Consider the following 21,715-nt stretch of genomic DNA (forward strand, 5'->3'; position numbering starts at 1 on the left):
GCGGGGGGGGGGAAACTTGTGCTGTGCGCGCCGGGCGCGCGCGCCGCCCCACCACGGGGTCGGGCGCCGCGGCCCGGCACCGGGTGGTGCGGCGACGGAGCCGTCGGGGCGGTGGGCGCGCCCGAGGCTTGTGAGCAACCACACTTGACCCGCGAAACGCTTTACGAGCAGGGCGACTTGGGGTTTCCGGCGGGAGTGCCGCGGGGGGTGCGGACACCGTCTGCCCCGCCCCGTCTGCCACGATGGTCCGCGCCGTAACCGACTAGGTGGAGTGGCCGCGCAGCGCAGCCGGCGTTCCCCGGTTCCGCCGCCCCTGTGACCACCGCCTCGCCCCTCGGGTACCGCACTGTGTCTTCCGCCTCCGCCCCCGCGCCCTCCCCTGCCCCGCACACCACTCCTGCCTCCGCTCCCGGCTCCGCCGGAACGGCGTCGCGCTCGCCGTGGCGGTCCCTGAGGTACCGCAGCATGCGCTGGTGGTCGGTGGCGAACTTCATGTCGAACGCCGGCACCTGGATGCAGCTCACGGTCCAGAACCTGCTCGTCCTCGAGATCACGGGTTCCGCCGCCGCGACCGGCCTGTCCATGTCCGTCCAGGCGGCCCCCGCCCTCTTCATGAGCCTGCTGGGCGGCGCGGCCGTCGACCGCTGGCCGCGCAAGCTCACGGCCGCGGTCAGCCAGGCGCTCCTGGGCGCCGTGGCCTTCACCACGGCCGTGCTCGTCGCGCTGGACCGGCTCGACATGACGTCCCTGATGGTGCTGGCCGCCCTGACCGGCGCCATCGCCACCGTCGACGGACCGGCCTGCTCCCTGCTGGGCAACGACCTCGTGCCCCGGGAGGACGTGCCGTCCGCCATCGGCGTCGGGGCGCTGGTCTACAACGCGGGGCGGCTCGCCGGCACGGCGCTGGCCGGTGTGACGGTGGGCTTCCTCGGCACGGCGGCCGCGTACGGGGCCAACGGGCTGTCGTTCCTCTTCGTGACGGCGGTCATCCCGTTCCTGCGCCCGGCGCCCGGCGCGGCCGGCGGCGCGGACGCGGGCCGGCCCGCCGCCCCGTCCCAGCGCGACCGGCGCACCCCCGGCGGCCACGACTCCGCCACCGGCGTCACCGGCCGCCGTGCCGACCTGACCGTGCGGGAAGGCCTGCGCTTCTTCGCCACCCGGCCCCGCCTGGTCGCGCTCGCCTCCATCACCGGGGTCAGCAGCGTCTTCGGACGGAACTACGGGCTCACCCTCGCCGTCCTCGTCACCGGACCGCTCGCGGGCGGGCCGGGTGCCTTCGGCACGGTCTCCACCGTGCTCGCCGTCGGCGGCATTCTCGGTGCGGTCCTCGGCGCCCGGCTGCGCAAGCCCTCGGTCCGGGTCGTGGGCGCGCTGGCCGCCGCGGGAGGGCTGCTCCAGGTGGTGGCGGGTCTGTCCCCGTCCCTGACCATTCTGCTGATCATGGTCCTGCCCATGGCCGTGGTGGAGTCCGTCTCCGACACCGCCGGCACGGCCGTCCTGCAGACCGACCCGCCCGCCCACCTGCGGGGACGCGTGCTCGGCGTGTGGAGCAGCATCGGCACGGTGTGGAGCCTGGGCGGCCCGCCGGCCCTCGGTCTCCTCATGGAACTGGCCGGCGCCCGCGGCGCGCTCGCCGCGGGCGGTCTCCTCATCGCCGGCACGATCGGAGCGGGCTTCCTGCTGCGCGCCCGCCGCACCACCCGCGCGGTGACCCTCCCGGCACCGGGCGAGGAGATGAAGGGCGGCCGCGAGGCCCTGGAGGCGGCGGCCTGAGGACGCCGGTGCACTCCGGGGGCGGGCGGCCGTGCCCGCCGGCCGGGTGAAACGCGCGGCCGGTCCGGGCGGCGGCGGGCACACCCGGGCGGCGTCCGTCCCGCTTCGGTCCGCCGGCGCTCAGGCGATGAGGGCCTGGCCCGGACCCAGGAGGCGCAGCAGCTGGTCCCGGTGCAGGCGGGCGACCGGGGCGAGGAGGTCGGGGTGGCGCAGCAGGGCCGCCGCCTGGCGGTCGCGGGCGTCGGGCACGACCAGACGGCGGAACTCCATCGGTATGCCGGTCGTGTGATCACCGCCGTCGAGGCCGGCCACGGCCAGCGCGGCCAGCTCCGGGTCGGTGAGGAGACAGGCCGCCCAGCTCGCCACGACCTCGTCGACCCAGCTGCGCCAGGCCTCCTCCCCCTCCTCGCCGTCCCGGCCCTCCGTCCCGCTGATCCAGTCCAGCCGGCCCGAGCCCCCGGGGCCCGCCATGCCGACCAGCGCCGCGTCCATCACGGTCGGGTACCGCAGCCACGCGGCGACGGTCACCGCCTGGCGCGCCTGCACCTCGCACAGGGCGGAGGCCAGCGCTCCGCCGGAGGCCGGATAGGCCCGCGTCAGCCACTGTGAGGTCGCCGCGATGAGGGGGGAGAGGTCTGCGCGCACTGAAGGCCGTCCGAACGGGTACGGGGAAGGGCTGAACAGAAACGGTAGCCCGCGGCCCCGGCGGACCGACATGGCCGAACCCCCGCCGACGGCGTGGCTTCGGCCACATCCGGCAGGTCACGACCGACGCGACGGGCGGCGACCCCCGACGGTCTCCGACATCCAGCACCCCCCGGCCTCAGTGATGCAGCAGATAGCGGGTGAGGAGGGAACGGGCCCGCTCCGGGCCGATCCCCAGCGCGGTACCGACCGAGTCCCAGGACAGCTCGTCGTCCCGGACCGCCTGGGCCGCCTCCCGGCCGATGCCGGGAAGGAGGCGTTCCAGCGCGGTCACCGCTCTCAGGGCGGCCACCGGAGCCTGGTCCACCAGCGTGGCCAACTGGCCCTCCAGCCGGTCGATCAGGTCGGTGAGCTCGTCGGGGAGCGGTACGGTCCGCCGCTCCACGGCGCGCAGGTGCTCGGCCCAGTCGCCGTGGGCGGGCCCGGTGTCCAGGTCGTACGGCCGGTCCTCCGGCACCCGCTCCCAGTCGACCGGCCGGGTCTCGCCGCGCCAGCCGCACGCGCACGCCGCGCGGTAGCCGACCGCCCTCGGACGGCGCAGCCGCCCGTCGTACGCCCACCACTCGCTGGTCTCCAGCCCGCCGTCGGCGCCGCTGCCGAAGTCCAGGAGCACCGGCTTGGGCTCGCTGCCGTCGGCGAGGACCGCACCGGCGATGCCCTCGTGGGACGACCCGAACTCCTCACTCGTCCACGCCACGGAATCTTCCCCCTCGTTCCAGAGCCTGCCCGGTGCGCGGCGCGTCACCGCACGGCGACGGCCCGCCCCCGCAGGCGAGCATGCCCCGGCCCGACCGCCACCGAACGGCGGTTTCTCCTCAACACCGGCGATCTTCCCCGCCCCCGCCGTCGGCGGGGGAGAGGGGAGGCAGGTGAGGGTGGCGGGGCACCGGCGGGTCGGACGCCGGCACCCGCGGCGCTGGTCCACAAGGGGGCCAGGCGCCGAGAACGCCCGTCCCCGTTCGGCCCGGCATCGAGAAGAACCGGCTCCCGGGACGTACCTGGTGGCACGAGGGGCCGCCCGCCCCGACCGCGCCACCGATACAAGGGACGTACCTCATGAACGCAACCGCCGCCATCGGCGTCACCGGCCTCGGCGTGATGGGCCGCAACCTCGCGCGCAACTTCGCCCGCCACGGCCACACGGTCGCCGTGCACAACCGCAGCGTGGGCCGCACGCGCGCGCTGGTCGAGGAGTTCGGGCACGAGGGCACGTTCGTCCCGGCCGGGACGGCCGAGGAGTTCGTGGCCGCGCTGGAGCGCCCCCGCCGTGTGATGATCATGGTGCAGGCGGGCGCGGTCACGGACGCGGTCATCGACGAGTTCGCCCCGCTGCTGGAGCCCGGCGACATGATCATCGACGGGGGCAACGCGCACTTCGCCGACACGCGCCGCCGCGAGGCGGCCCTGCGGGAGCGCGGCATCCACTTCGTCGGCGCCGGCGTCTCCGGCGGCGAGGAGGGCGCGCTCAACGGGCCGTCGATCATGGTCGGCGGCTCCGCCGAGTCCTACGCCGTGCTCGGCCCGATGGTCGAGTCCGTCAGCGCGCGGGTCGGCGGCGAGCCCTGCGCCGCCCATGTCGGCACCGACGGGGCGGGGCACTTCGTCAAGATGGTGCACAACGGCATCGAGTACGCCGACATGCAGCTCATCGCCGAGGCGTACGACCTGCTGCGCCAGGTCGCCGGATACGGCCCCGCCGAGATCGCCGGTGTCTTCCGCACCTGGAACGAGGGCCGGCTCGGCTCCTACCTGATCGAGATCACCGCCGAGGTCCTCGCCCACACCGACGCCGTCACCGGCGCCCCGTTCGTGGACGTGGTGGCGGACGCCGCCGGACAGAAGGGCACCGGCCGCTGGACCGTGCAGACGGCACTGGACCTGGCCTCGCCGGTCACCGCCATCGCCCAGGCCACCTTCGCCCGCGCCGCCTCCGGCCAGGGCGACCTGCGGGCCGCCTACGCCGGACTGCCCGGCGGCACCGCGTCCCCGCTCAGCCGTACGGAGGCCGCGCGCTTCACCTCGCAGGTGGAGCACGCCCTGTACGCGTCGAAGGTCGTCGCCTACGACCAGGGCTGGAAGATGATCCAGGACGCGGCGGGCGAGTTCGGCTGGAAGATCGACCTGGGCGCCGTGGCCGGGATCTGGCGCGGCGGCTGCATCATCCGCGCGTCCTTCCTGGACCGCATCCGCACCGCGTACGCCGCCGACCCGGAGCTGGTCAGCCTGCTCGCGGAGGAGCGGTTCGCCACCGAGATCGCCGAGGCCCAGGTGCCGTGGCGGGAGACCGTCGCCTCCGCCGCCCGGCGGGGCATTCCCGTCCCCGCGTTCTCCGCGGCCCTCGCGCACTACGACACGCTGCGCGCCGACCGCCTGCCCGCCGCGCTGCTCCAGGGGCAGCGCGACTACTTCGGCGCCCACACCTACCGCCGTACCGACCGTCCCGGTGTCTTCCACACCCACTGGTCGGCGCCGGGACGCCCGGAGACGGAGTCGGCCTGAGGGGCCGTGCCCGGCCCGCCCCCGACCGGGCGGGCCGGACCGTCGGTCAGGCGCTCGGCGCCGGGTAGGTGGGGTACTCCACCCCGGAGACGTGCTGGACGACGCGGACGACCTGGCAGGAGTAGCCGAACTCGTTGTCGTACCACAGGTAGAGGATCGCGTTGTCGCCCTCGACCTTCAGGGCGCCGGCGTCCACGATCGACGCGTGGCGCGAGCCGATGAAGTCGCTGGAGACGGCGTCGGGCGCGCTGATGAAGTCGATCTGGCGCTTCAGCGGGGAGGTCAGGGACACCTCGCGGAGGTGGTCCAGGACCTCCTCGCGGGTGGTCTCCCGGGCGAGGTGGAGGTTGAGGATCGCGATCGACACGTCGGGCACCGGGACCCGGATCGAACTGCCGGTGATCCGCGCCTCCAGGTCGGGCAGCGCCTTGGCGACGGCGGAGGCGGCGCCGGTCTCGGTGATGACCATGTTCAGCGGCGCGGACCGGCCCCGGCGGTCGGACTTGTGGTAGTTGTCCAGCAGGTTCTGGTCGTTGGTGAACGAGTGCACGGTCTCGACGTGGCCGCGCCGCACGCCGTACTCGTCGGCCATCGCCTTCAGCGGCGGGACGATCGCGTTGGTGGTGCAGGACGCGCAGGACAGGATCCGCTCGTCCGGCTTGATGGTGTCGTGGTTGACGCCGTGGACGATGTTCGGGACGTCGCCCTTGCCCGGCGCGGTCAGCACGACCTTGTCGATGCCGGGACGCAGGTGCTTGGACAGGCCCTCGCGGTCGCGCCACTTGCCGGTGTTGTCGATGAGGATGGCGTTCTTGATGCCGTACGCCGTGTAGTCGACCGAGGTCGGGTCGTCGGCGTAGATGACCTTGATCTCGTTGCCGTTGGCGACGATCTTGCTGTTCGCCTCGTCGACGGTGATGGTGCCCTGGAACTGGCCGTGGACGGAGTCGCGGCGCAGCAGCGAGGCGCGCTTGACGAGATCCTCGCCGGCCCGCCCGCCGCCGCCGCGCACGACGATGGCACGCAGCCGCAGACCGTTGCCGGAGCCGGACTTCTCGATGAGCAGGCGGGCGACGAGACGGCCGATGCGGCCGAAGCCGTAGAGGACGACGTCGCGCGGCTCGCGCCGGTCGATCTTCTCGGCGCCCGTGGCACCGGCGACGGCCTCGGCGGTGAACTCCTCCACCGACAGACCGCGGTCGTCGGCCCGGTGGGTCGCGGCGAGCATGCCGATGTCGATCTGCGAGGGGCCGAGGTCGAGCGTGGTGAGGGCCCGCAGGAAGGGCAGCGTCTCGGTGACCGAGAGCTCCTCGCCGGCGATCTGCCGGGCGAAGCGGTGGGTCTTCAGGATGCTGACCACCGACTTGTTCACCAGGGAGCGGCTGTGCAGCAGGACCGTGACGTCCCGCTCCCGGTGGAGCTTGCCGATCATCGGGATCATCGACTCCGCGATCTCCTCGCGGTTCTTCCAGTTGGTGAACGAGTCCTCGTTGACAGTCACAGGTATCTCTTTCGAGCTAGGTGGCGCTCATATGCTAACCCGCTGGTGATCCGGCCCCGCGAGCGCCCGCCCGCACGGCCGCGCGGACGGGCGCCGGTGGAACCGGCGGCGAGGCGGCTTGCCGCTCAACTGCTCTGTGCTGTCCGCTGGTTGGGCTCCATGGGAGATCGCGGCGGCGCGGGGTGCGGTGCGGCCGGGCTCACAGCCGCGGCTTCGTCCCGAACCGCGGACCCGGGTCCGGCCGGTCGGTGCCGGCCGCCACGGGGTTCTCCTGTCGTCGTCGGGGGCCCGTCGCCCGGGCGGCCCGCCGTGTGGATGGACGGCGGGCCGTGCCGGGTAGGAGTGTGACGGGTAACCACGAGCCCCGCGCTCCTCACCCGACAGGACCGACGGGCCGACGGGCCGGCAGAGAACCGGCAGGACCGACGGGCCCCGCAGACCCACGGGCCCGACAGACCGACAGACCGCAGGACCGACAGGACCGACAGGACCGACAGGACCGACAGGACCGACAGGACCGACAGGACCGACAGACAGGCCGACGATGACGGACGACCCCCACGCCGACCCCCACGCCGACCCCCACGTCGGCGTCGGCGCGCCTCGGCGCCCCCGTACCGGCCCGGGGCGGCGTCCGCGTGCGGGAGGCGGGGGCCCGGGCAGGGAGGTGGCGACGTGCGGATGACCCCGTCCGGCCTGCTCACCGTCACCGACATGCAGCACGTCTTCGCCGACCCCGCGAGCCCCTGGGCGATCCCCCGGTTCGCCGGGGCGGCGGCAGGCGTACGACGGCTGCTGCGGTCCTTCGGCGACCGCGTCGTCTTCACCCGCTTCGTCGCGCCCAGGGAGCCCACCGGCGCCTGGCGCGCCTACTACGAGCGCTGGCCGTTCGCCCGGCAGCCCCCGCACGCGCCCTTGTGGCGCCTCGTCGACGAGTTCGCCCCCCTGGCCCGTGACGTGCTGGACGCCCCCGCGTTCGGGAAGTGGACCGCGCATCTCGCCGCGCGCACGGCGCACGAGGGCCGGCTCGTCCTGGCCGGCGTCAGCACCGACCGCTGCGTGCTGTCCACGGCCCTCGCCGCCGCCGACGCCGGCACCACGGTGCTGGTCGTCGCCGACGCCTGCGCGGGTGCCGACGACGCCTCGCACGCCGAGGCCCTGCACATCATGGACCTCTACGGGCCGCTGGTCCGGGTCACGACGATCGCGGAACTGCTGCGGACGAGGTGAGCCCGCGCCCGGATTCCCGGGCACCGATCGGGCGCCGGAACGGTTGAGCTCCCGTGGGCCGGGTACGCGAGGCCGGACCGCGTCCGGACGCCAGCCCGCCCGGACCCGGCCGTCCGACCGCCGCTATCCGGGGAGCTGTCATGCAGACACCCGCCCACGAGCCCGACGCCACTCCCGCCGCGCAGGCGCTGGACGCCCTGGCCCGGGACACCGGGGACGCCACCGCGCTGGACACGCTCGCGCACTGCGACGTGCTCGTGCCCGTGCCGGACGACGCCACCGACGAGGACGTCACCAACCCCAGCACGCTGGCGCTGCCCGTGCTGGAGCAGCCCGGCAGCACGCCCGTCGTGCCCGTGTTCACCTCCGAGCCGGAGATGGCCGACCTGCTGCCCGGGATCGACCGCTACCGCCTGGTGCCGCTCGGCGCGCTCGCCGCGCAGTGGCCGGACGGGGAGCTGTCACTCTCCATCGACGCGGCCGGCGACCACCCGCTGACGCTCACCTCGGAGGGAGTGCGCACCCTGCTGGCGCGGTGAGCCGCGCTCCCCGCCGAGGCCGGGCGTCCCCGCGGACCGTGCACCGGCCGCGGACGGTCGTGCGGGGCGTGCCGCCCTCCCTTCGGCCGCGCCGCTCGGGCGTGCCGCCCTTCCTTCGGCCGCGCCGCTCGGGCGTGCCCGCCTGCTCTCGCCGGTGAGGACGCCGCGGGGCCGCAGTCCGGCCGCGACCACCCCGGCCGCCCGCCGGGCTGCCAGGGCCCGCCTGTCCGCCTGACTGCCAGGCCCCCTTCTGCGAGCCGAGTGCATGACGGGCGGGTGTTGCGGCCTCGCCCCACGCCCACGGCCGCACCTCCCTCGCGCGCCCCGCGTCGCCCGCTCCCTCGACCCCGGCGGCGACTGGCGACCGGCGACAGGGCGTCCATCCTCGTGCCGCCCCCGCGTGCGGCACGCACCCGAGAGCCTGGGACCGACCGGCACGCGGGGCACGGACCGTCGCCCGCGCGTCGGCGATCGCCGTGCCGGCACCGGATCACGCCACTGACCGGCCGTAAAACGCTTGTGCCGCACCGCCCGCCCTTGGAAGGATCTTGGGCTGACGAGGAGCAGCCAGCGCCTCCGCGTGCGATGGGGGACCACATTGAGAACGACCCGCACGGTACTCGTCCTGGCCGCCGGAGCCCTGGCCCCGGCCCTGCTGTTCTCGGCGCCGTCCTCGGCCGCCGAGGCGTCCGCCACGACGGTCACCGCGTCCGCCACGACGGTCACCGCGTCCGCCACGACGGTCACCGCGTCCGCCGCGACAGCCGCGGACACGGAGTCGCCGTACGACTCGATGTCGGAGGACGACCTCCGTGTCGAGGTCTCGCGCATCCTGGCGGACCCCAGCTCGGGCAAGGGTGTGCGCCGGGAGGCCCAGGAGGCCCTCGACGGCACGGTCGAGGACCTGCGGTACTTCCTGGAGACGGGACGCTGGATCGCCCAGGACGAGGACAACGCTTTCGCCATCTCGAAGCTGTTGGCCGACCCCGACATCGGCACGGCTGTATTCCGGGAGGCGCAGAAGGCCCTCAGCGGCACCGCAGAGGACCGGAGCCTGTTCCTGTCGACCGGCCTCCGCCTCGCCCAGGCCGAGGACGACCGCGTCGCCGTCTCGAAGATCCTGGCCGACCCCACCATCAGCGACGCCCTGCGCGCGGCGGCCGAACAGGTGATCGACGGCACTCCGGAGGAGCTGCGGTACTTCCTGGAGGTCGGGCAGTACGAGGTGGACGGCTGAGACGTCCTCGCATCGGCCTGGCCCGGCACCGCGCCCCGCCCCGGCCCGGGGCGACCGCGAGGACGCCCGGAGTCGTACGGCGGTGCCGGCGGGCATCGGCTGGCCCGCCGGCCGCTGGTGCTCAGCCGCCCAGCATGCGCTCCAGCACCTCCCGCTGGAGCGGCAGCACCTCGGCGTGCAGGTCGCGGCCCTTGCGGGTGAGGGCGACCCACACCCCGCGCCGGTCCTCCACGCAGACGGAGCGTTCCACCAGGCCGTCCTTCTCCAGCCGGCCGATGAGGCGGGACAGGGCGCTCTGGCTGAGGTGCACTTGTTCCACCAGGTCCTGCACACGGCACTGGTCGCCCTGTCGGGGTGCCTTCGCGGCGAGGAGGTCGAGCACCTCGAAGTCGCTCGCGCCGAGACCGTGCGGATGCAGCACGCGGTCGATCTCGCACGTCGTGCGCGCGTGCACCCCCAGGATGTCCCGCCACCGCTCCTCGAGGCCCGCCCCGGCCGTCTTCGCTGCCATACCCGCACGGTAACACCGAAGACGCGGTTCGTTTACCGTGCAACTAGTGCGGGCGCAAGGACACAGACGTACGGGACCCGGCGGCGACGGACAGGTCAGGTCGACTCGCGCTTGACCAGCTCCGTCGGAAGGATCACCGCGGCGGGGTCCTCGCCGCCTATCTGGGCGAGCAGCACGCGGACCATCTCGCTGCTGATCCGGTCCCAGGGCTGGCGGATGGTGGTGAGCGCCGGGCTGGCGGCGGTCGCGGCGGGCGAGTCGTCGAAGCCGCCGACCGCGACGTCCTCCGGGACCCGCCGGCCGGCCCGCCGCAGCGCGGCCAGCACGCCCTGCGCCATCAGGTCGGAGGCGACGAACACCGCGTCCAGGTCGGGGGCCCGCGCCAGCAGCCGCTCGGCCCCGGCCTCCCCGCTGGCCCGGCTGTAGTCGCCGGGGACGACCAGCCGCTCGTCGAAGGCGACGCCCGCCTCGGCGAGCACCTCCCGGTAGCCGGCGAGCCGCTCCACTCCGCCCGGGGTGTCCTGCGGGCCGGTGACGACGCCGATCCGGCGGCGGCCGAGCGCCAGCAGATGGCGCACCATGTCACGGGCGCCGTCCCGGTCGTCGGCGGCCACGTAGCTCACCTTCGACCCGAGCCCGATGGGCTTGCCGCACGCCACCAGCGGCACGCCCGCCTCGCGCAGCTCGGTGGCGACCGGGTCCCCGGAGTGGCTGGAGACCAGCAGCACCCCGTCGACGTGCCCCGCGGTGATGTACCGCGTGATGCGCCGCCGCTCGTCCTCGGTCCCGGCCAGCATCAGCAGCAGCGGGATGTCGTGCGCGGCCAGCGCCTGGGTGCAGCCGCGCAGCAGGACGTTGAAGTTGGGGTCCTCGAAGAACCGTTCCTGCGGCTCCGTCAGCAGGAAGCCGACCGAGTCCGAACGCCCGGTGATCAGCGAGCGCGCGTGCCGGTTCACCACGTAACCCGTCTTGCGGATGGCGGCGTTGACCGCCTCCTGCGCGGAAGGGCTGACGTAGTGGCCGCCGTTGAGTACGCGCGAGACGGTGCCTCGTGAGACGCCCGCCTCGCGCGCCACGTCGTGGATCGTCGGCGGTCTGCGCCGGCCCCCCGTATTGCTCATGGTCATGACTTTACGGCTCCGGACAGCAGATCCAGGCTCCAGAAGCGCTGGACCACCAGGAACAGCGCCACCAGCGGCAACACCGCGAGGAACGCGCCGGTGATCACCAGCGTGTACAGCGCGGGCTGGCTGTTGCCCTGCTCCAGCAGCGTGAAGAGACCGAGCGTGATCGGGAACTTCTCGTCGTCGGCGAGCATGATGTACGGCAGCAGGAAGTTGTTCCACACCGCCACGAACTGGAACAGGAACACCGTCACCAGTCCGGGGACCATCATCGGCAGCGCGATCCGGGTGAAGATCCGCCACTCGCTCGCGCCGTCCATCCGGCCGGCCTCCACCACGTCGCCCGGGACCGCCGCGGCCGCGTAGATGCGCGCGAGGTAGACGCCGTACGGGGAGAGGATCTGCGGCAGCAGCACGGACCAGTAGGAGTCCGTGAGGTCCGCCTGCGCCAGCAGCAGGTACTGCGGGACGGCGAGGATGACCGGCGGCATCAGCACGCCCGCGAGCAGCACGTTGAAGATGGTCTCGCGGCCGCGGAAGCGGTAGGTCGCCAGCGCGTAGCCGCTGAGCGCGGACACGCACGTCGACAGCAGGGCGCCGAGGCCGGCGTAGAGGGCGGAGTTGCCCATCCACGCCCAGTAGACGCCGTCGCGGTAGGCGTTGAGGTCCTCGAGGTTGTCGGCGAAGCCGGTGCCCGGCAGGAAGGTGAAGGTGGAGAACAGCTCGCTCCCGGACTTGGTGGACGCGATCACCACCCACGCCACCGGCAGCAGGCAGTAGAGCGCGCCCAGCAGCAGCGTGATAGTCGGGACGAGCGCGATCCGGCGGCGCAGCGGAGGGCGGCCCTGGGCGGTGCCGGTCGTGCCGGCCGCCGAGGGGGCCTTCCGTACGGCAAGAGAACTCATCGTGCTGCCTCCTGCTTGTTGCGGCGGTTCGCGGCGCGCAGGAACCCGAAGGAGAGCAGCAGCGTCGCGAGCGCGATGATCACGGCCTGGGCGGCCGCCGCGTAGACGTCACCGGTGCCGAACGCGTCCCGGTACACCTTCATCAGCGGACTCCAGGTCGTCGACACGGAGTTGGTGAGCGGCTTGAGGGTGGTCGGCTCGTTGAACACCTGGAGGGTCGCGATGATCGAGAAGAAGAAGGTGAGCACCAGCGAGGGCGCCACCATCGGGATCTTGATCCGCAGCGCGACCTGGAGCGGTGTGGCCCCGTCCAGCTTCGCCGCCTCGTACACCTCGGCCGGGATGGCCCGCAGCGAGGTGTAGATGACGATCATGTTGAAGCCGGTGCCGCCCCAGACCGCGATGTTCGACAGGGCGAGGTAGAGCGGACCGCCGTCCAGCAGGTCCGGCTGCGGCAGGCCCAGCCGGTCGAGCACGAAGTAGAAGGGGCTGACGTCCGGCAGGTACAGGAAGCCCCACAGCAGCGCCGCCACCACGCCGGGGATGGCGTACGGCAGGAAGATCGCGAGCCGGGTGAACGGGGTGAGCCGCACCTTCTCGGAGTCGAGCATCAGCGCGAACACCAGGGCGAGGCCCAGCATCACCGGGACGACGATGCAGCCGTAGCCCAGCACGCGCAGCGCGCCGTCCAGCAGCTCGCTGTCGGTGAAGGCGGCGGTGTAGTTCTCCAGGCCGGCCCAGACCTCCTTCCGGGCGTCGGAGCCCAGGCCGAGCCCGGAGACCTTCACCTTGTGGAAGCTGAGCCAGACCGCGTAGCCGATGGGCAGCGCGAAGAAGAGGGCGAAGAGGAGCGTCGCGGGGAGGAGGAAGGCGTACGGGGCGCCCTTGACCCCGTACGACTTCCGGTGTGCGCTGGTCACTCGGAGACCTCGAAGCCCTGCTTCTTCAGGTCGGCGACGGTGTCCGCCTGCATCTCGTCGAGGGCGGCGGAGAAGTCCGACTTGTTCTTCGCGGCGGCGCCGAAGGCGTCCTTGAAGGTGGTGTAGGCGACGTTCACGTTCGGGCCCCAGGCCGAGGGGGCCGTGGTCTTCGCGATGTCGGCGGCCACGGTGTAGAAGTCCGCCTGGTTGGAGAAGTAGGCCGGCGGGGTGGTGAAGGCGCCGCTGAGCTGGGCGGAGGTGGAGGCCGGGTAGATGCCGCTCTCCTTGGCCAGCGCGTTGAGCGCGTCACCGTCGGTGTTCAGCCAGGCGGCGAACTTCGCCGCGGCTTCCCTGTGCTTGGAGTCGGTGGTGACGCCGATGGAGGAGCCGCCCCAGTTGCCGGTGACGTTCTCGCTCTGCGACCACTGGGGGAGCGGGGCCATGGCCCACTTGCCCGCGGTGTCGGGCGCGGCGGTGGTCAGCGTGCCCGGCGCCCACACGGCGGAGACCCAGGCGATCTGCTGGCCGGTGTTGAGCGCCTTGTTCCAGGCCGGGGTGTACATCGGCTGGTTGTCGATGGCGCCCTCCTTGACCAGGCCGCCCCAGAAGTCGGCGACCTTCTGGCTGGCCGCGTCGTTGATGCCGACCTTCCACTTGTCACCGGAGGTGGTCCACCACTGGGCGCCGGCCTGCTGGGCGAGGCCCGCGAAGAGACCGGAGTCGTTGGCGGAGAAGGTGGTGAGGTCGACGTCGGGCGCCTTCTTCTTCAGCGCGCGGGCCGTCTCGGCGAACTGCTCCCAGGTCGTCGGGACCGTCAGGCCGTACTTCTCGAAGAGGTCCTCGCGGTAGTAGAACATCATCGGGCCGATGTCCTGCGGCACCGCGTAGACGGCGTCGGTGCCCAGCGTGGTCTGCTGCCACACGCCCTCGGCGAACTTGTCCTTCGCGTCGCCGACGTCACCCGATATGTCGGCGAGCGCGTCGTTGCTGACCAGCGTCGGCACCGACTGGTACTCCACCTGGACCAGGTCGGGCGCCTTGCCGGCCTTGTGCGCGGTGAGGATCTTGGTGATCAGCGTGTCGCCGGACGCCTGCTTCTTCACCGTGACCGTGATCTGGTCCTTCTTGCCCTGGCCCTTGTTCCACAGGTCGACGACCTTGTCCATGCCGGGCGTCCAGGTCCAGTACGTCAGTGAGACCGGACCCGACTGGGTCTCGCTGTCGTCGGACGAGCCGCAAGCGGCGAGGGCGGTGCCGCCGAGCGCGATGGCGAGGGCGGTGGCCACGAGGCGACGGCGCTTCGTGATGGGCATGGATTTCTCCCCTGACCTGGGGTCCCCGCCTGCTGCGAGGACCCGCCATGCTTCTGTGAGCGTTCACAGTAGAGAAACATCCCGGACACTTGTCAATGGTTGTTGCTGTGCGGTTATGTTGGGATCGCACCGCTGATCGAGTGTGTGCACGTTCCCAAATGATCGATTACACGGGAGAGATCCATGCCGGAGACCACCCCCAAGGGCCTCACCCGGCTCGCCTTCGGTGGGGACTACAACCCCGAGCAGTGGCCGGAAAGCGTCTGGCAGGAGGACGTCCGGCTGATGCGGGAGGCCGGCGTCACCATGGTGAGCGTCGGCATCTTCTCCTGGGCCCTCCTGGAGCCCGCGCCGGGGGAGTACGACTTCGGCTGGCTCGACCGGGTCGTGGACCTGCTGCACGAGAACGGTATCCGCGTCGACCTGGGCACGCCCACCGTGGTCCCGCCCGTCTGGTTCTACCGGCAGCACCCCGAGGCGCTGCCCGTCACCGCCGACGGCACCCGCTTCGCGTTCGGCTCCCGCGGCGCGATCTGCCACAGCAACGCCGACTACCGCGCCGCCGCGGCGAACATCACCACCAAGCTCGCCGAGCGCTACGCGGACCACCCGGCGCTGGCGATGTGGCACGTGCACAACGAGTACGGCGTCCCCGTCTCCGCCTGCTACTGCGACTCCTGCGCCGCGCACTTCCGCCGCTGGCTGGAGACCACGTACGGCACGGTCGACGCGGTCAACGACGCCTGGGGCACCGCCTTCTGGGGCCAGCGCTACGCCCGCTTCGAGGACATCGACCCGCCGCGCGCCACGCCGACCGTCGGCAACCCCGGCCAGGCGCTGGACCACCGGCGGTTCGCCGACGCCACCATGCGCGAGAACTTCTGCCGGGAGCGGGACATCCTGCACCGCCTCGCCCCCGGCGTGCCCGTCACGACCAACTTCATGACGGCGCTCAGCCAGTGCGACACGGTCGACTACTGGGCGTGGGGCCGCGAGGTCGACCTCGTCAGCAACGACCACTACCTGATCACCGACGGCCGCCGCACCCACGTCAACCTCGCGATGGCCGCCGACCTGACCCGCTCCGTCGCGGGCGGCGCCCCCTGGCTCCTGCTGGAGCACTCCACCTCGGGCGTCAACTGGCAGCCCCGCAACCCGGCCAAGGCGCCCGGCCAGATGGCCCGCAACTCCCTCGCGCACGTCGCCCGGGGCTCCGAGGGCGCCATGTTCTTCCAGTGGCGGCAGTCCCGGCGCGGCGCCGAGAAGTTCCACTCGTCGATGGTCCCGCACGGCGGCACCGACACCCGCGTGTGGCGCGAGGTCGTCGAGCTCGGCGCCTCCCTCGACGCGCTGGACCCGGTCCGCGGCACCCGCACCGTGGCCGACGCGGCCGTCCTGTGGGACTGGCACTCCTGGTGGGCGCAGAACCTCGACTGGCGCCCCTCCGAGGACCACGACGCCCGCGAGCGCGCCGACGCCTTCTACGAGGCCCTCTACGACCGCCACCTCACGGTCGACTTCGCCCACCCGGAGGCCGACCTCTCGGCGTACCCCCTGGTCGTGGTGCCCGCCCTGTACCTGATGACGGAGGCGGCCGGGAACAACCTCAGGGCGTACGTCGAGAACGGCGGCACCCTCGTCGTGTCGTACTTCTCCGGCATCGTCGACGAGCACGACGCCGTCCACGAGGGCGCCTACCCGGGCCCGCTGCGCGACGTCCTGGGCCTGACCGTCGAGGAGTTCTCCCCGCTGCTCGCGGGCGAGGGAGCCAGGATCACCGGCCCCGAAGGCGCCGAACTCCGCGCGGACGTCTGGACGGAGTTCGTGGTGCCGCGCGGCGCCGAGACCGTGTGGACCTACGCCGACGGACTCACCGCCGGCCGGCCGGCCGTCACCCGCCACCGCCTCGGCGAGGGCACCGCCTGGTACGTCTCCACCCGCCTCGGCGCCGACGGTCTCGACGCCGTGCTCGCACGGGCCGCCGAGGACGCCCGCGTCGCCCCCCGCGCCGACCTGCCCCGCGACGTCGAGGTCGTGCGCCGCACCGGCGGGACGGGCACCTTCCTCTTCGCGATCAACCACACCGCCACCGACGCCAAGGTGCCGCTGGACACGTCCGGCACCGAGCTGCTGACGGGCGAACACGCCGCGGGCCGCCTCGTGGTCCCGGCGGGAGCCGTCCGGGTCGTGCGCCTGGACGGCTGAACCGACTCCCTCTCCGCCCGTGGAGCCGCGAGCCGCGGGCGGAGAGGGCCCCTCACCCCGAGGGAACCGCGCGGGCCGTACCCGGCCCGCGCACACCGCCATCACGTCGAAGGGACGACGGACGACGATGTTCCATCCCAGACGCACGCTCGCAGCCCTGCTGCTCCCGCTCGCCGCGGGGCTCTCCCTCACCGCCCTGCCCGCGCAGACCGCCCATGCGGCGGCCACGCTCACCAACGGCGGCTTCGAGTCCGACGGCACGGGTACGGCCACCCCGGCCGGCTGGTCCACGTACTCGGCGGCCGGCCAGAACTCCGCCTCCTTCACCGAGGCGGGCGGCCACGGCGGCAGCTACCGCCTCACCCACTGGGCGTCCACCGCGTACAAGGTGGAGACCTACCAGTACCTCTCCGGCCTGACCAACGGCTCCTACAAGCTCACCGCCTGGGTCCGCTCCGGCGGCGGCCAGAACTCCGCCTACATAGCCCTGAAGAACTGCGGCGGCGCCGAGCAGCGCACCGCCCTGCCCGTGTCGGCGAGCGGATGGATCCGGATCGTCTTCCCGGTCAGCGTGACGACCAACCAGTGCACCGTCAGCGTCAGCAGTGACGCCAACGCGGGCAACTGGATCAACGTGGACGACCTGACCTTCACGTCCGGCACCTCCGGCCTGTCGATCAAGGGCGCCGACATCTCGTCCCTCGCCAAGAGCGAGGCCAAGGGCGGCGTCTACAAGACCGCCTCCGGCACCACCGGCGACGCGGTCACCATCCTGAAGAACGCCGGCATGAACTACGCGCGCCTGAAGGTCTGGGTCAACCCGGCCGACGGCTACAACAACAAGGCGCGCGTGCTCGCCATGGCCAAGCGCGTCAAGGCCGCGGGCCAGAAGCTGCTGGTCGACTTCCACTACTCGGACACCTGGGCCGACCCCGGCGCCCAGGCCAAGCCGGCCGCCTGGGCGGGCCACTCGTACAGCCAGCTCAAGACGGACGTGTACAACCACACGTACGACGTGCTGAACGCGCTGAAGGCCCAGGGCACCACCGCCGACATGGTCCAGGTGGGCAACGAGATCAACGGCGGCATGCTCTGGTCCGAGGGGTCCACCGACAACTGGGCCCAGCTCGCCGGTCTGCTCAACTCCGGCTACGACGCGGTCAAGGCGGTCAGCTCCGGCACGACGGTCGCCCTGCACCTCGCCAAGGGCGGCGACCTGTCCGGCACCCGCTGGTGGTTCGACAACGCCGTCGCGAACGGCGTGAAGTTCGACACGATCGGCCTGTCGTTCTACGGCTACTGGCACGGCACCCTGGCGGACTTCCAGACCACGCTGGACGACGCCGCCTCCCGCTACGGCAAGCCGGTCTACGTCGCCGAGACCGCCTACCCGTTCCGGCTCGACAGCGACGACACGCACGAGAACATCATCGACCTGTCGAGCGAGCTCGTCGCCGGCTACCCGGCGACCGAGGCCGGCCAGCTCGCCTGGACGAACGCCGTGGCCGACATCGTGGAGGCCGTCCCGGGCGGCCTCGGCCTGGGCGTCTTCTACTGGGAGGCGACCTGGACCGCCGTCACCGGCAACGGCTGGGACCCGACCGACGCGTCCTCCGGCAACGGCTGGGAGAACCAGGCCCTCTTCGGCTACGACGACCGGGCGCTGTCCTCGATGGCGTGGTTCAGCCACCGCTGACCCGGCCACCGCTCGGTCCGCAGCACGGCCCGGCCCGGCACAGCACGGCACTGGCACAGCACGGCACTGGCACAGCACGGCACAGCGCAGCACTGGCACAGCACGGCACAGCGCAGCACTGGCACAGCACGGCACAGCGCAGCACTGGCACAGCACGGCACAGCGCAGCACTGGCACAGCACGGCACAACGCAGCACGACACGGTCCGGCCACACCGTCCTGGTGACCGGCCGTCCCGGGGCCCGGCCGCTCCCACGCGGCCGGGCCCTGCCCGTCGTCCGGCGCCCGCGCCCCGACTCCCTCACCACGCAAGGGTGTTCGATCCCGCCAAGCGTGCGGGAGTCCGGGACACGACGGCCACCCCTGCGGAAGAGTGGGAAGACGCGGTACGAGGGGTGCCCCGACGAAGGGACGGAGGGGGCGACGATGCTGAGGACTCCCGTGAGTGAACGGCGGCTGGACATCCTGGAGTGGCTGAAGGATCCGGCCCGGCACTTCCCGCCGCAGCGCCACGGTGACCCCGTCGAGGACGGGGTCACCGCGGAGGCCGTCGCGGCCAAGCTGGGCGTACGCCGCCAGGTGGCGGACACCCACCTGAGCCTGCTCGCCGATCTGGGCCTGCTGCGCGCCAAGCGGATCCGCCGCCGCACCTACTACCGGCGCGACGAGATGCGCATCGCCGAGGTGGCCCGGATGTTCGAGAAGGGCTGGTAGGCGCTCCGGGTCACGACGAGCCGGCGTTACCCTGTCGAACAGCCGTGATCCCCCAGCACCGGGTCACGGGATCCAGGCAGGAGACGTACGGCATGACGAACCCGGAGGCAGCGGGACGGTCCCGTGGCGCGGGGCAGCTCCCCGTGGTCGCCGTGGTCGCCGTCGGCGGCGGCCTCGGCGCCCTCGCCCGCTACGCCGCCTCGCTGTGGTGGCCGACGCCCGCCGGCTCGTTCCCCTGGACGACGCTCTGGGTGAACGTCGTGGGCTGCGCCGTCATCGGACTGCTGATGGTGCTGGTCACCGAGGCGCTGACCGTCCACCGGCTCGTCCGCCCCTTCTTCGGCACCGGCGTACTCGGCGGCTTCACCACGTTCTCGACGTACGCGGTCGACCTCCAGCGGCTGTTCGACACGGGGCACGAGCGCACCGCCCTGGCCTACCTGGCCGCCACCCCGCTCGCGGCCCTCACGGCGGTGTGGCTCGCGACGGCGGGCACCCGCCGCGTCGTCCTGCGCGGACCGGTCCGGCCCGTCCGGCACGAAGGGTAGGAGATTGTGGCGAACTGGCTGGTGGTCGTCGCCGGCGGCATGATCGGCGCCCCGCTCCGCTATCTGACCGACCGCGCGGTGCAGGCCCGGCACGCCTCGGTCCTCCCCTGGGGCACCTTCGTCGTCAACGCCGTCGGCTGCCTCGTCCTCGGCGTGCTCACCGGGGCCGCCGTCGGCCCCGGCCCGACGCTCTTCCTGGGAACCGGACTGTGCGGGGCCCTGACGACGTACTCCACGTTCTCGTACGAGACCCTGCGGCTCGCCGAGACCGGCGCGGGGCCGTACGCGCTCGCCAACGCCGTCGGGAGCGTGGCGGCCGGGCTGGGGGCGGCGATCGCGGGCGTGGCCCTCGGCCGGACCCTGGCTTGACAGCACCCGCCCCCCACCCCGACCATCACTCCCGTGAACCTGTCAGACAGCCAGACAGGTGGCCGGGCCGCCCCGCGCCGCGTCAGCGCGATGGAGGCGGTGCTCGGCCACCTCCGCGACGCCATCGAACACGGCCGGTACGCCATCGGGGACAAGCTCCCCTCCGAGGCGGAGCTCTGCCGCACCCTCGAGGTCTCCCGGCCCGTCCTGCGGGAGGCCCTGCGCGCCCTGCAGACCATGGGGCTGACGGTCTCCCGCACCGGCAAGGGCACCTTCGTGATCGCGGACACCGTCGAGGACCCCACCTTCGGCGACTACGCGGCCGGCGACCTGATGGAGGTGCGCCGCCACGTCGAGATCCCGGTGGCCGGCTACGCGGCCCTGCGCCGCACCCCGGAGGACCTGGACCGCCTGGCCCGCCTCCTGGACCGCATGGAGCGGGAGACGGACACCACCGCGTGGGCCGCGATGGACACCCTCTTCCACCTCGCCGTGGCCGAGGCCGCCCGGAACCCGGTCTTCCGCCGGGTCATCGAGGAGATCCGGGACGCGCTGGCGCGCCAGTCGGCCTTCCTCAACGAACTGGGCGGACGCCGCGAACAGTCCGACCGCGAACACCGGGCCGTCGTCGAGGCGCTGGTCGCCGGCAACGAGCGGGCCGCGGTGGACGCCATGAGCCACCACCTCGACCGCGTCCAGGCGACCCTCACCGACATCGTGCGCTCCCCGCGCGCCGACAGCCCCACGCACGCCCCATGAACCCGGCGCCCACCCACGCCACCCCACCGACGACCCAGGCAGTGATGTACAGCAGCTCCCTCGCCGACGCCCCCGCGATCCGCGAACCCCAGCACGCACCCGTCGCCCACCTCGTCCGCGGCGGGGTGACCGAGGGTGTCCACCACGGCTCCGTCGTCGTCCTCACCGCGGACGGCCGGGTCGACCTCCGGCTCGGCGACATCGAGGCGGCCTTCTACCCGCGCTCGGCGGTCAAGCCCGTCCAGGCCGTCGCCATGGTGCGGGCCGGACTCCCGCTCGACGGCGAGCTGCTCTCCCTCGCCGCCGCCAGCCACTCCGGCGAGGAACGCCACCTCGCCGGGACCCGGCGGATCCTGGAGCTGGCCGGCCTCGCCGAGGACGACCTGCGCAACGTGCCGGACCTGCCGTTCGGCCCGGTGGTCCGCGACGCGTGGGTGCGGGAGGGCCGGCCGCCCGGCCGCCTCGCCCAGAACTGCTCCGGCAAGCACGCCGCCATGCTGTACACCTGCCGGCTCAACGGCTGGCCCCTCGACAGCTACCTCGACCCGGAGCACCCGCTCCAGCAGGCGATCGCCGAGATCGTCGAGGACCTCACCGGGCAGCGGATAGCCCGGGTCACCGTCGACGGATGCGGCGCCCCCCTCTTCTCGGTCTCCCTGCACGGCCTGGCCCGCGCCGCCGCCCGCATCACCACCGCCGCGCCCGGCACCCCCGAGGCCCGGGTGGCGGACGCCGTGCGCCGGCACCCCGAGATGGCCTCCGGCTCCGGCCGGGACGTGGCCGCGCTGATGCGGGCCGTGCCCGGACTGCTCGCCAAGGACGGCTTCGAGGGCGTCGAGGTCGCCGCGCTGCCCGACGGCCGCGCGATCGGCGTCAAGATCGCCGACGGTGCGGACCGGGCCCGCGTCCCGGTCGCCGCGGCCGCCCTCGCCCGCGCCGGCGTGGACCCCGCCCTGCTCACCGAGTTCGCGGGCGAGCCCCTGCTCGGCGGCGGCGTCCCGGTCGGCCGCGTCCGCCCGGTGCGGTCACTGGACCCGGCGGCCTGGCCGGCCTGCGCCTGACGTCCACGCCACCCGCCACCCGCCACCCGCCACCCGCCACCCGCCACCCGCCGCGCGCCCCGCGCGGCGCCTGACCGTTCCGGTTCCGTGGGGCGCCTGACTGTCC

At 73.2% G+C, this 21,715-nt stretch carries 20 protein-coding genes; 12 read left to right on the plus strand and 8 right to left on the minus strand.

All coding sequences use genetic code 11. The features are described from left to right. Positions 1 to 465 precede the first annotated feature (465 nt). Positions 466 to 1,773, plus strand: coding sequence for an MFS transporter (locus ACFV9M_RS29185; protein WP_385068865.1), 1,308 nt, complete (start codon positions 466 to 468; stop codon positions 1,771 to 1,773). Positions 1,774 to 1,893: 120 nt separating this feature from the next. Here ACFV9M_RS29185 and ACFV9M_RS29190 read toward each other — a convergent pair whose 3' ends face one another. Together ACFV9M_RS29190 and ACFV9M_RS29195 are read right to left on the minus strand one after the other, a co-directional pair. Then, positions 1,894 to 2,418 (minus strand): hypothetical protein, encoded by a 525-nt coding sequence (locus ACFV9M_RS29190; protein ID WP_385068867.1) that lies wholly within the window; start codon positions 2,416 to 2,418, stop codon positions 1,894 to 1,896. 178 nt (positions 2,419 to 2,596) lie between these two features. Then, entirely contained in the window at positions 2,597 to 3,175 is a 579-nt protein-coding gene (locus ACFV9M_RS29195; RefSeq protein WP_385068869.1) for a hypothetical protein, read from the minus strand. Positions 3,176 to 3,534: 359 nt separating this feature from the next. Here ACFV9M_RS29195 and gndA point away from each other — a divergent pair, with 359 nt between their 5' ends. Then, the gene (gene gndA / locus ACFV9M_RS29200; protein ID WP_385068870.1) at positions 3,535 to 4,977 is read left to right on the plus strand and encodes an NADP-dependent phosphogluconate dehydrogenase; all 1,443 of its coding nucleotides are present in this window, start codon (positions 3,535 to 3,537) and stop codon (positions 4,975 to 4,977) included. Positions 4,978 to 5,023: 46 nt separating this feature from the next. On the opposite strand, the gene ACFV9M_RS29205 is transcribed toward gndA, so the two are convergent. Next, entirely contained in the window at positions 5,024 to 6,478 is a 1,455-nt protein-coding gene (locus ACFV9M_RS29205; protein WP_385068872.1) for a glyceraldehyde-3-phosphate dehydrogenase, read from the minus strand. A 681-nt stretch (positions 6,479 to 7,159) separates the two neighbouring features. Here ACFV9M_RS29205 and ACFV9M_RS29210 point away from each other — a divergent pair. From ACFV9M_RS29210 to ACFV9M_RS29220, 3 genes are all read left to right on the plus strand, one after another. Continuing rightward, positions 7,160 to 7,708, plus strand: a complete 549-nt coding sequence (locus ACFV9M_RS29210; protein WP_385068977.1) for a cysteine hydrolase family protein — start codon at positions 7,160 to 7,162, stop codon at positions 7,706 to 7,708. 140 nt (positions 7,709 to 7,848) lie between these two features. Further along, a complete protein-coding gene (locus tag ACFV9M_RS29215; RefSeq protein ID WP_385068874.1) occupies positions 7,849 to 8,247 on the plus strand; it encodes an SseB family protein in 399 nt (132 codons plus the stop codon). Positions 8,248 to 8,845: 598 nt separating this feature from the next. Beyond that, complete coding sequence (locus tag ACFV9M_RS29220; RefSeq protein ID WP_385068876.1) at positions 8,846 to 9,484, plus strand: ALF repeat-containing protein; 639 nt, start codon at positions 8,846 to 8,848, stop codon at positions 9,482 to 9,484. 121 nt (positions 9,485 to 9,605) lie between these two features. On the opposite strand, the gene ACFV9M_RS29225 is transcribed toward ACFV9M_RS29220, so the two are convergent. The 5 genes from ACFV9M_RS29225 to ACFV9M_RS29245 form a co-directional block, all read right to left on the minus strand. Beyond that, a complete protein-coding gene (locus tag ACFV9M_RS29225) occupies positions 9,606 to 9,995 on the minus strand; it encodes a MarR family winged helix-turn-helix transcriptional regulator (RefSeq protein WP_385068878.1) in 390 nt (129 codons plus the stop codon). Positions 9,996 to 10,090: 95 nt separating this feature from the next. Further along, entirely contained in the window at positions 10,091 to 11,122 is a 1,032-nt protein-coding gene (locus tag ACFV9M_RS29230) for a LacI family DNA-binding transcriptional regulator (RefSeq protein WP_385068879.1), read from the minus strand. Further along, the gene (locus ACFV9M_RS29235) at positions 11,119 to 12,024 is read right to left on the minus strand and encodes a carbohydrate ABC transporter permease (RefSeq protein ID WP_385068880.1); all 906 of its coding nucleotides are present in this window, start codon (positions 12,022 to 12,024) and stop codon (positions 11,119 to 11,121) included. Before ACFV9M_RS29235 ends, ACFV9M_RS29230 begins: the two co-directional genes overlap by 4 nt. Continuing rightward, positions 12,021 to 12,944: a carbohydrate ABC transporter permease gene (locus ACFV9M_RS29240; RefSeq protein ID WP_385068882.1), complete on the minus strand. Its 924-nt coding sequence runs from the start codon at positions 12,942 to 12,944 to the stop codon at positions 12,021 to 12,023. Before ACFV9M_RS29240 ends, ACFV9M_RS29235 begins: the two co-directional genes overlap by 4 nt. Continuing rightward, a complete protein-coding gene (locus tag ACFV9M_RS29245) occupies positions 12,941 to 14,257 on the minus strand; it encodes an ABC transporter substrate-binding protein (RefSeq protein ID WP_385068884.1) in 1,317 nt (438 codons plus the stop codon). Before ACFV9M_RS29245 ends, ACFV9M_RS29240 begins: the two co-directional genes overlap by 4 nt. A gap of 183 nt (positions 14,258 to 14,440) precedes the next feature. On the opposite strand from ACFV9M_RS29245, the gene ACFV9M_RS29250 reads away from it, so the two are divergent. The 7 genes from ACFV9M_RS29250 to ACFV9M_RS29280 all read left to right on the plus strand — a co-directional run bounded on the left by ACFV9M_RS29250 (position 14,441) and on the right by ACFV9M_RS29280 (position 21,609). Beyond that, positions 14,441 to 16,462 carry a beta-galactosidase gene (locus tag ACFV9M_RS29250; RefSeq protein WP_385068886.1) on the plus strand — a complete coding sequence of 674 codons (2,022 nt, stop codon included), beginning with the start codon at positions 14,441 to 14,443 and terminating at the stop codon, positions 16,460 to 16,462. A gap of 127 nt (positions 16,463 to 16,589) precedes the next feature. Next, positions 16,590 to 18,158: an arabinogalactan endo-beta-1,4-galactanase gene (locus ACFV9M_RS29255; protein ID WP_385068887.1), complete on the plus strand. Its 1,569-nt coding sequence runs from the start codon at positions 16,590 to 16,592 to the stop codon at positions 18,156 to 18,158. A 426-nt stretch (positions 18,159 to 18,584) separates the two neighbouring features. After that, on the plus strand, positions 18,585 to 18,872 hold the full coding sequence (locus ACFV9M_RS29260) for an ArsR family transcriptional regulator (RefSeq protein ID WP_385068889.1): 288 nt from the start codon (positions 18,585 to 18,587) through the stop codon (positions 18,870 to 18,872). A gap of 92 nt (positions 18,873 to 18,964) precedes the next feature. After that, a complete protein-coding gene (gene crcB / locus ACFV9M_RS29265; RefSeq protein ID WP_385068890.1) occupies positions 18,965 to 19,420 on the plus strand; it encodes a fluoride efflux transporter CrcB in 456 nt (151 codons plus the stop codon). A 6-nt stretch (positions 19,421 to 19,426) separates the two neighbouring features. Next, complete coding sequence (gene crcB, locus ACFV9M_RS29270) at positions 19,427 to 19,789, plus strand: fluoride efflux transporter CrcB (RefSeq protein ID WP_385068892.1); 363 nt, start codon at positions 19,427 to 19,429, stop codon at positions 19,787 to 19,789. 33 nt (positions 19,790 to 19,822) lie between these two features. Then, positions 19,823 to 20,548: a FadR/GntR family transcriptional regulator gene (locus ACFV9M_RS29275; RefSeq protein WP_385068894.1), complete on the plus strand. Its 726-nt coding sequence runs from the start codon at positions 19,823 to 19,825 to the stop codon at positions 20,546 to 20,548. A 44-nt stretch (positions 20,549 to 20,592) separates the two neighbouring features. After that, complete coding sequence (locus ACFV9M_RS29280; protein WP_385068979.1) at positions 20,593 to 21,609, plus strand: asparaginase; 1,017 nt, start codon at positions 20,593 to 20,595, stop codon at positions 21,607 to 21,609. The last annotated feature ends 106 nt before the right edge of the window (positions 21,610 to 21,715 follow it).

The organism is Streptomyces sp. NPDC059895, assembly GCF_042731035.1.
Classification (GTDB): domain Bacteria; phylum Actinomycetota; class Actinomycetes; order Streptomycetales; family Streptomycetaceae; genus Streptomyces.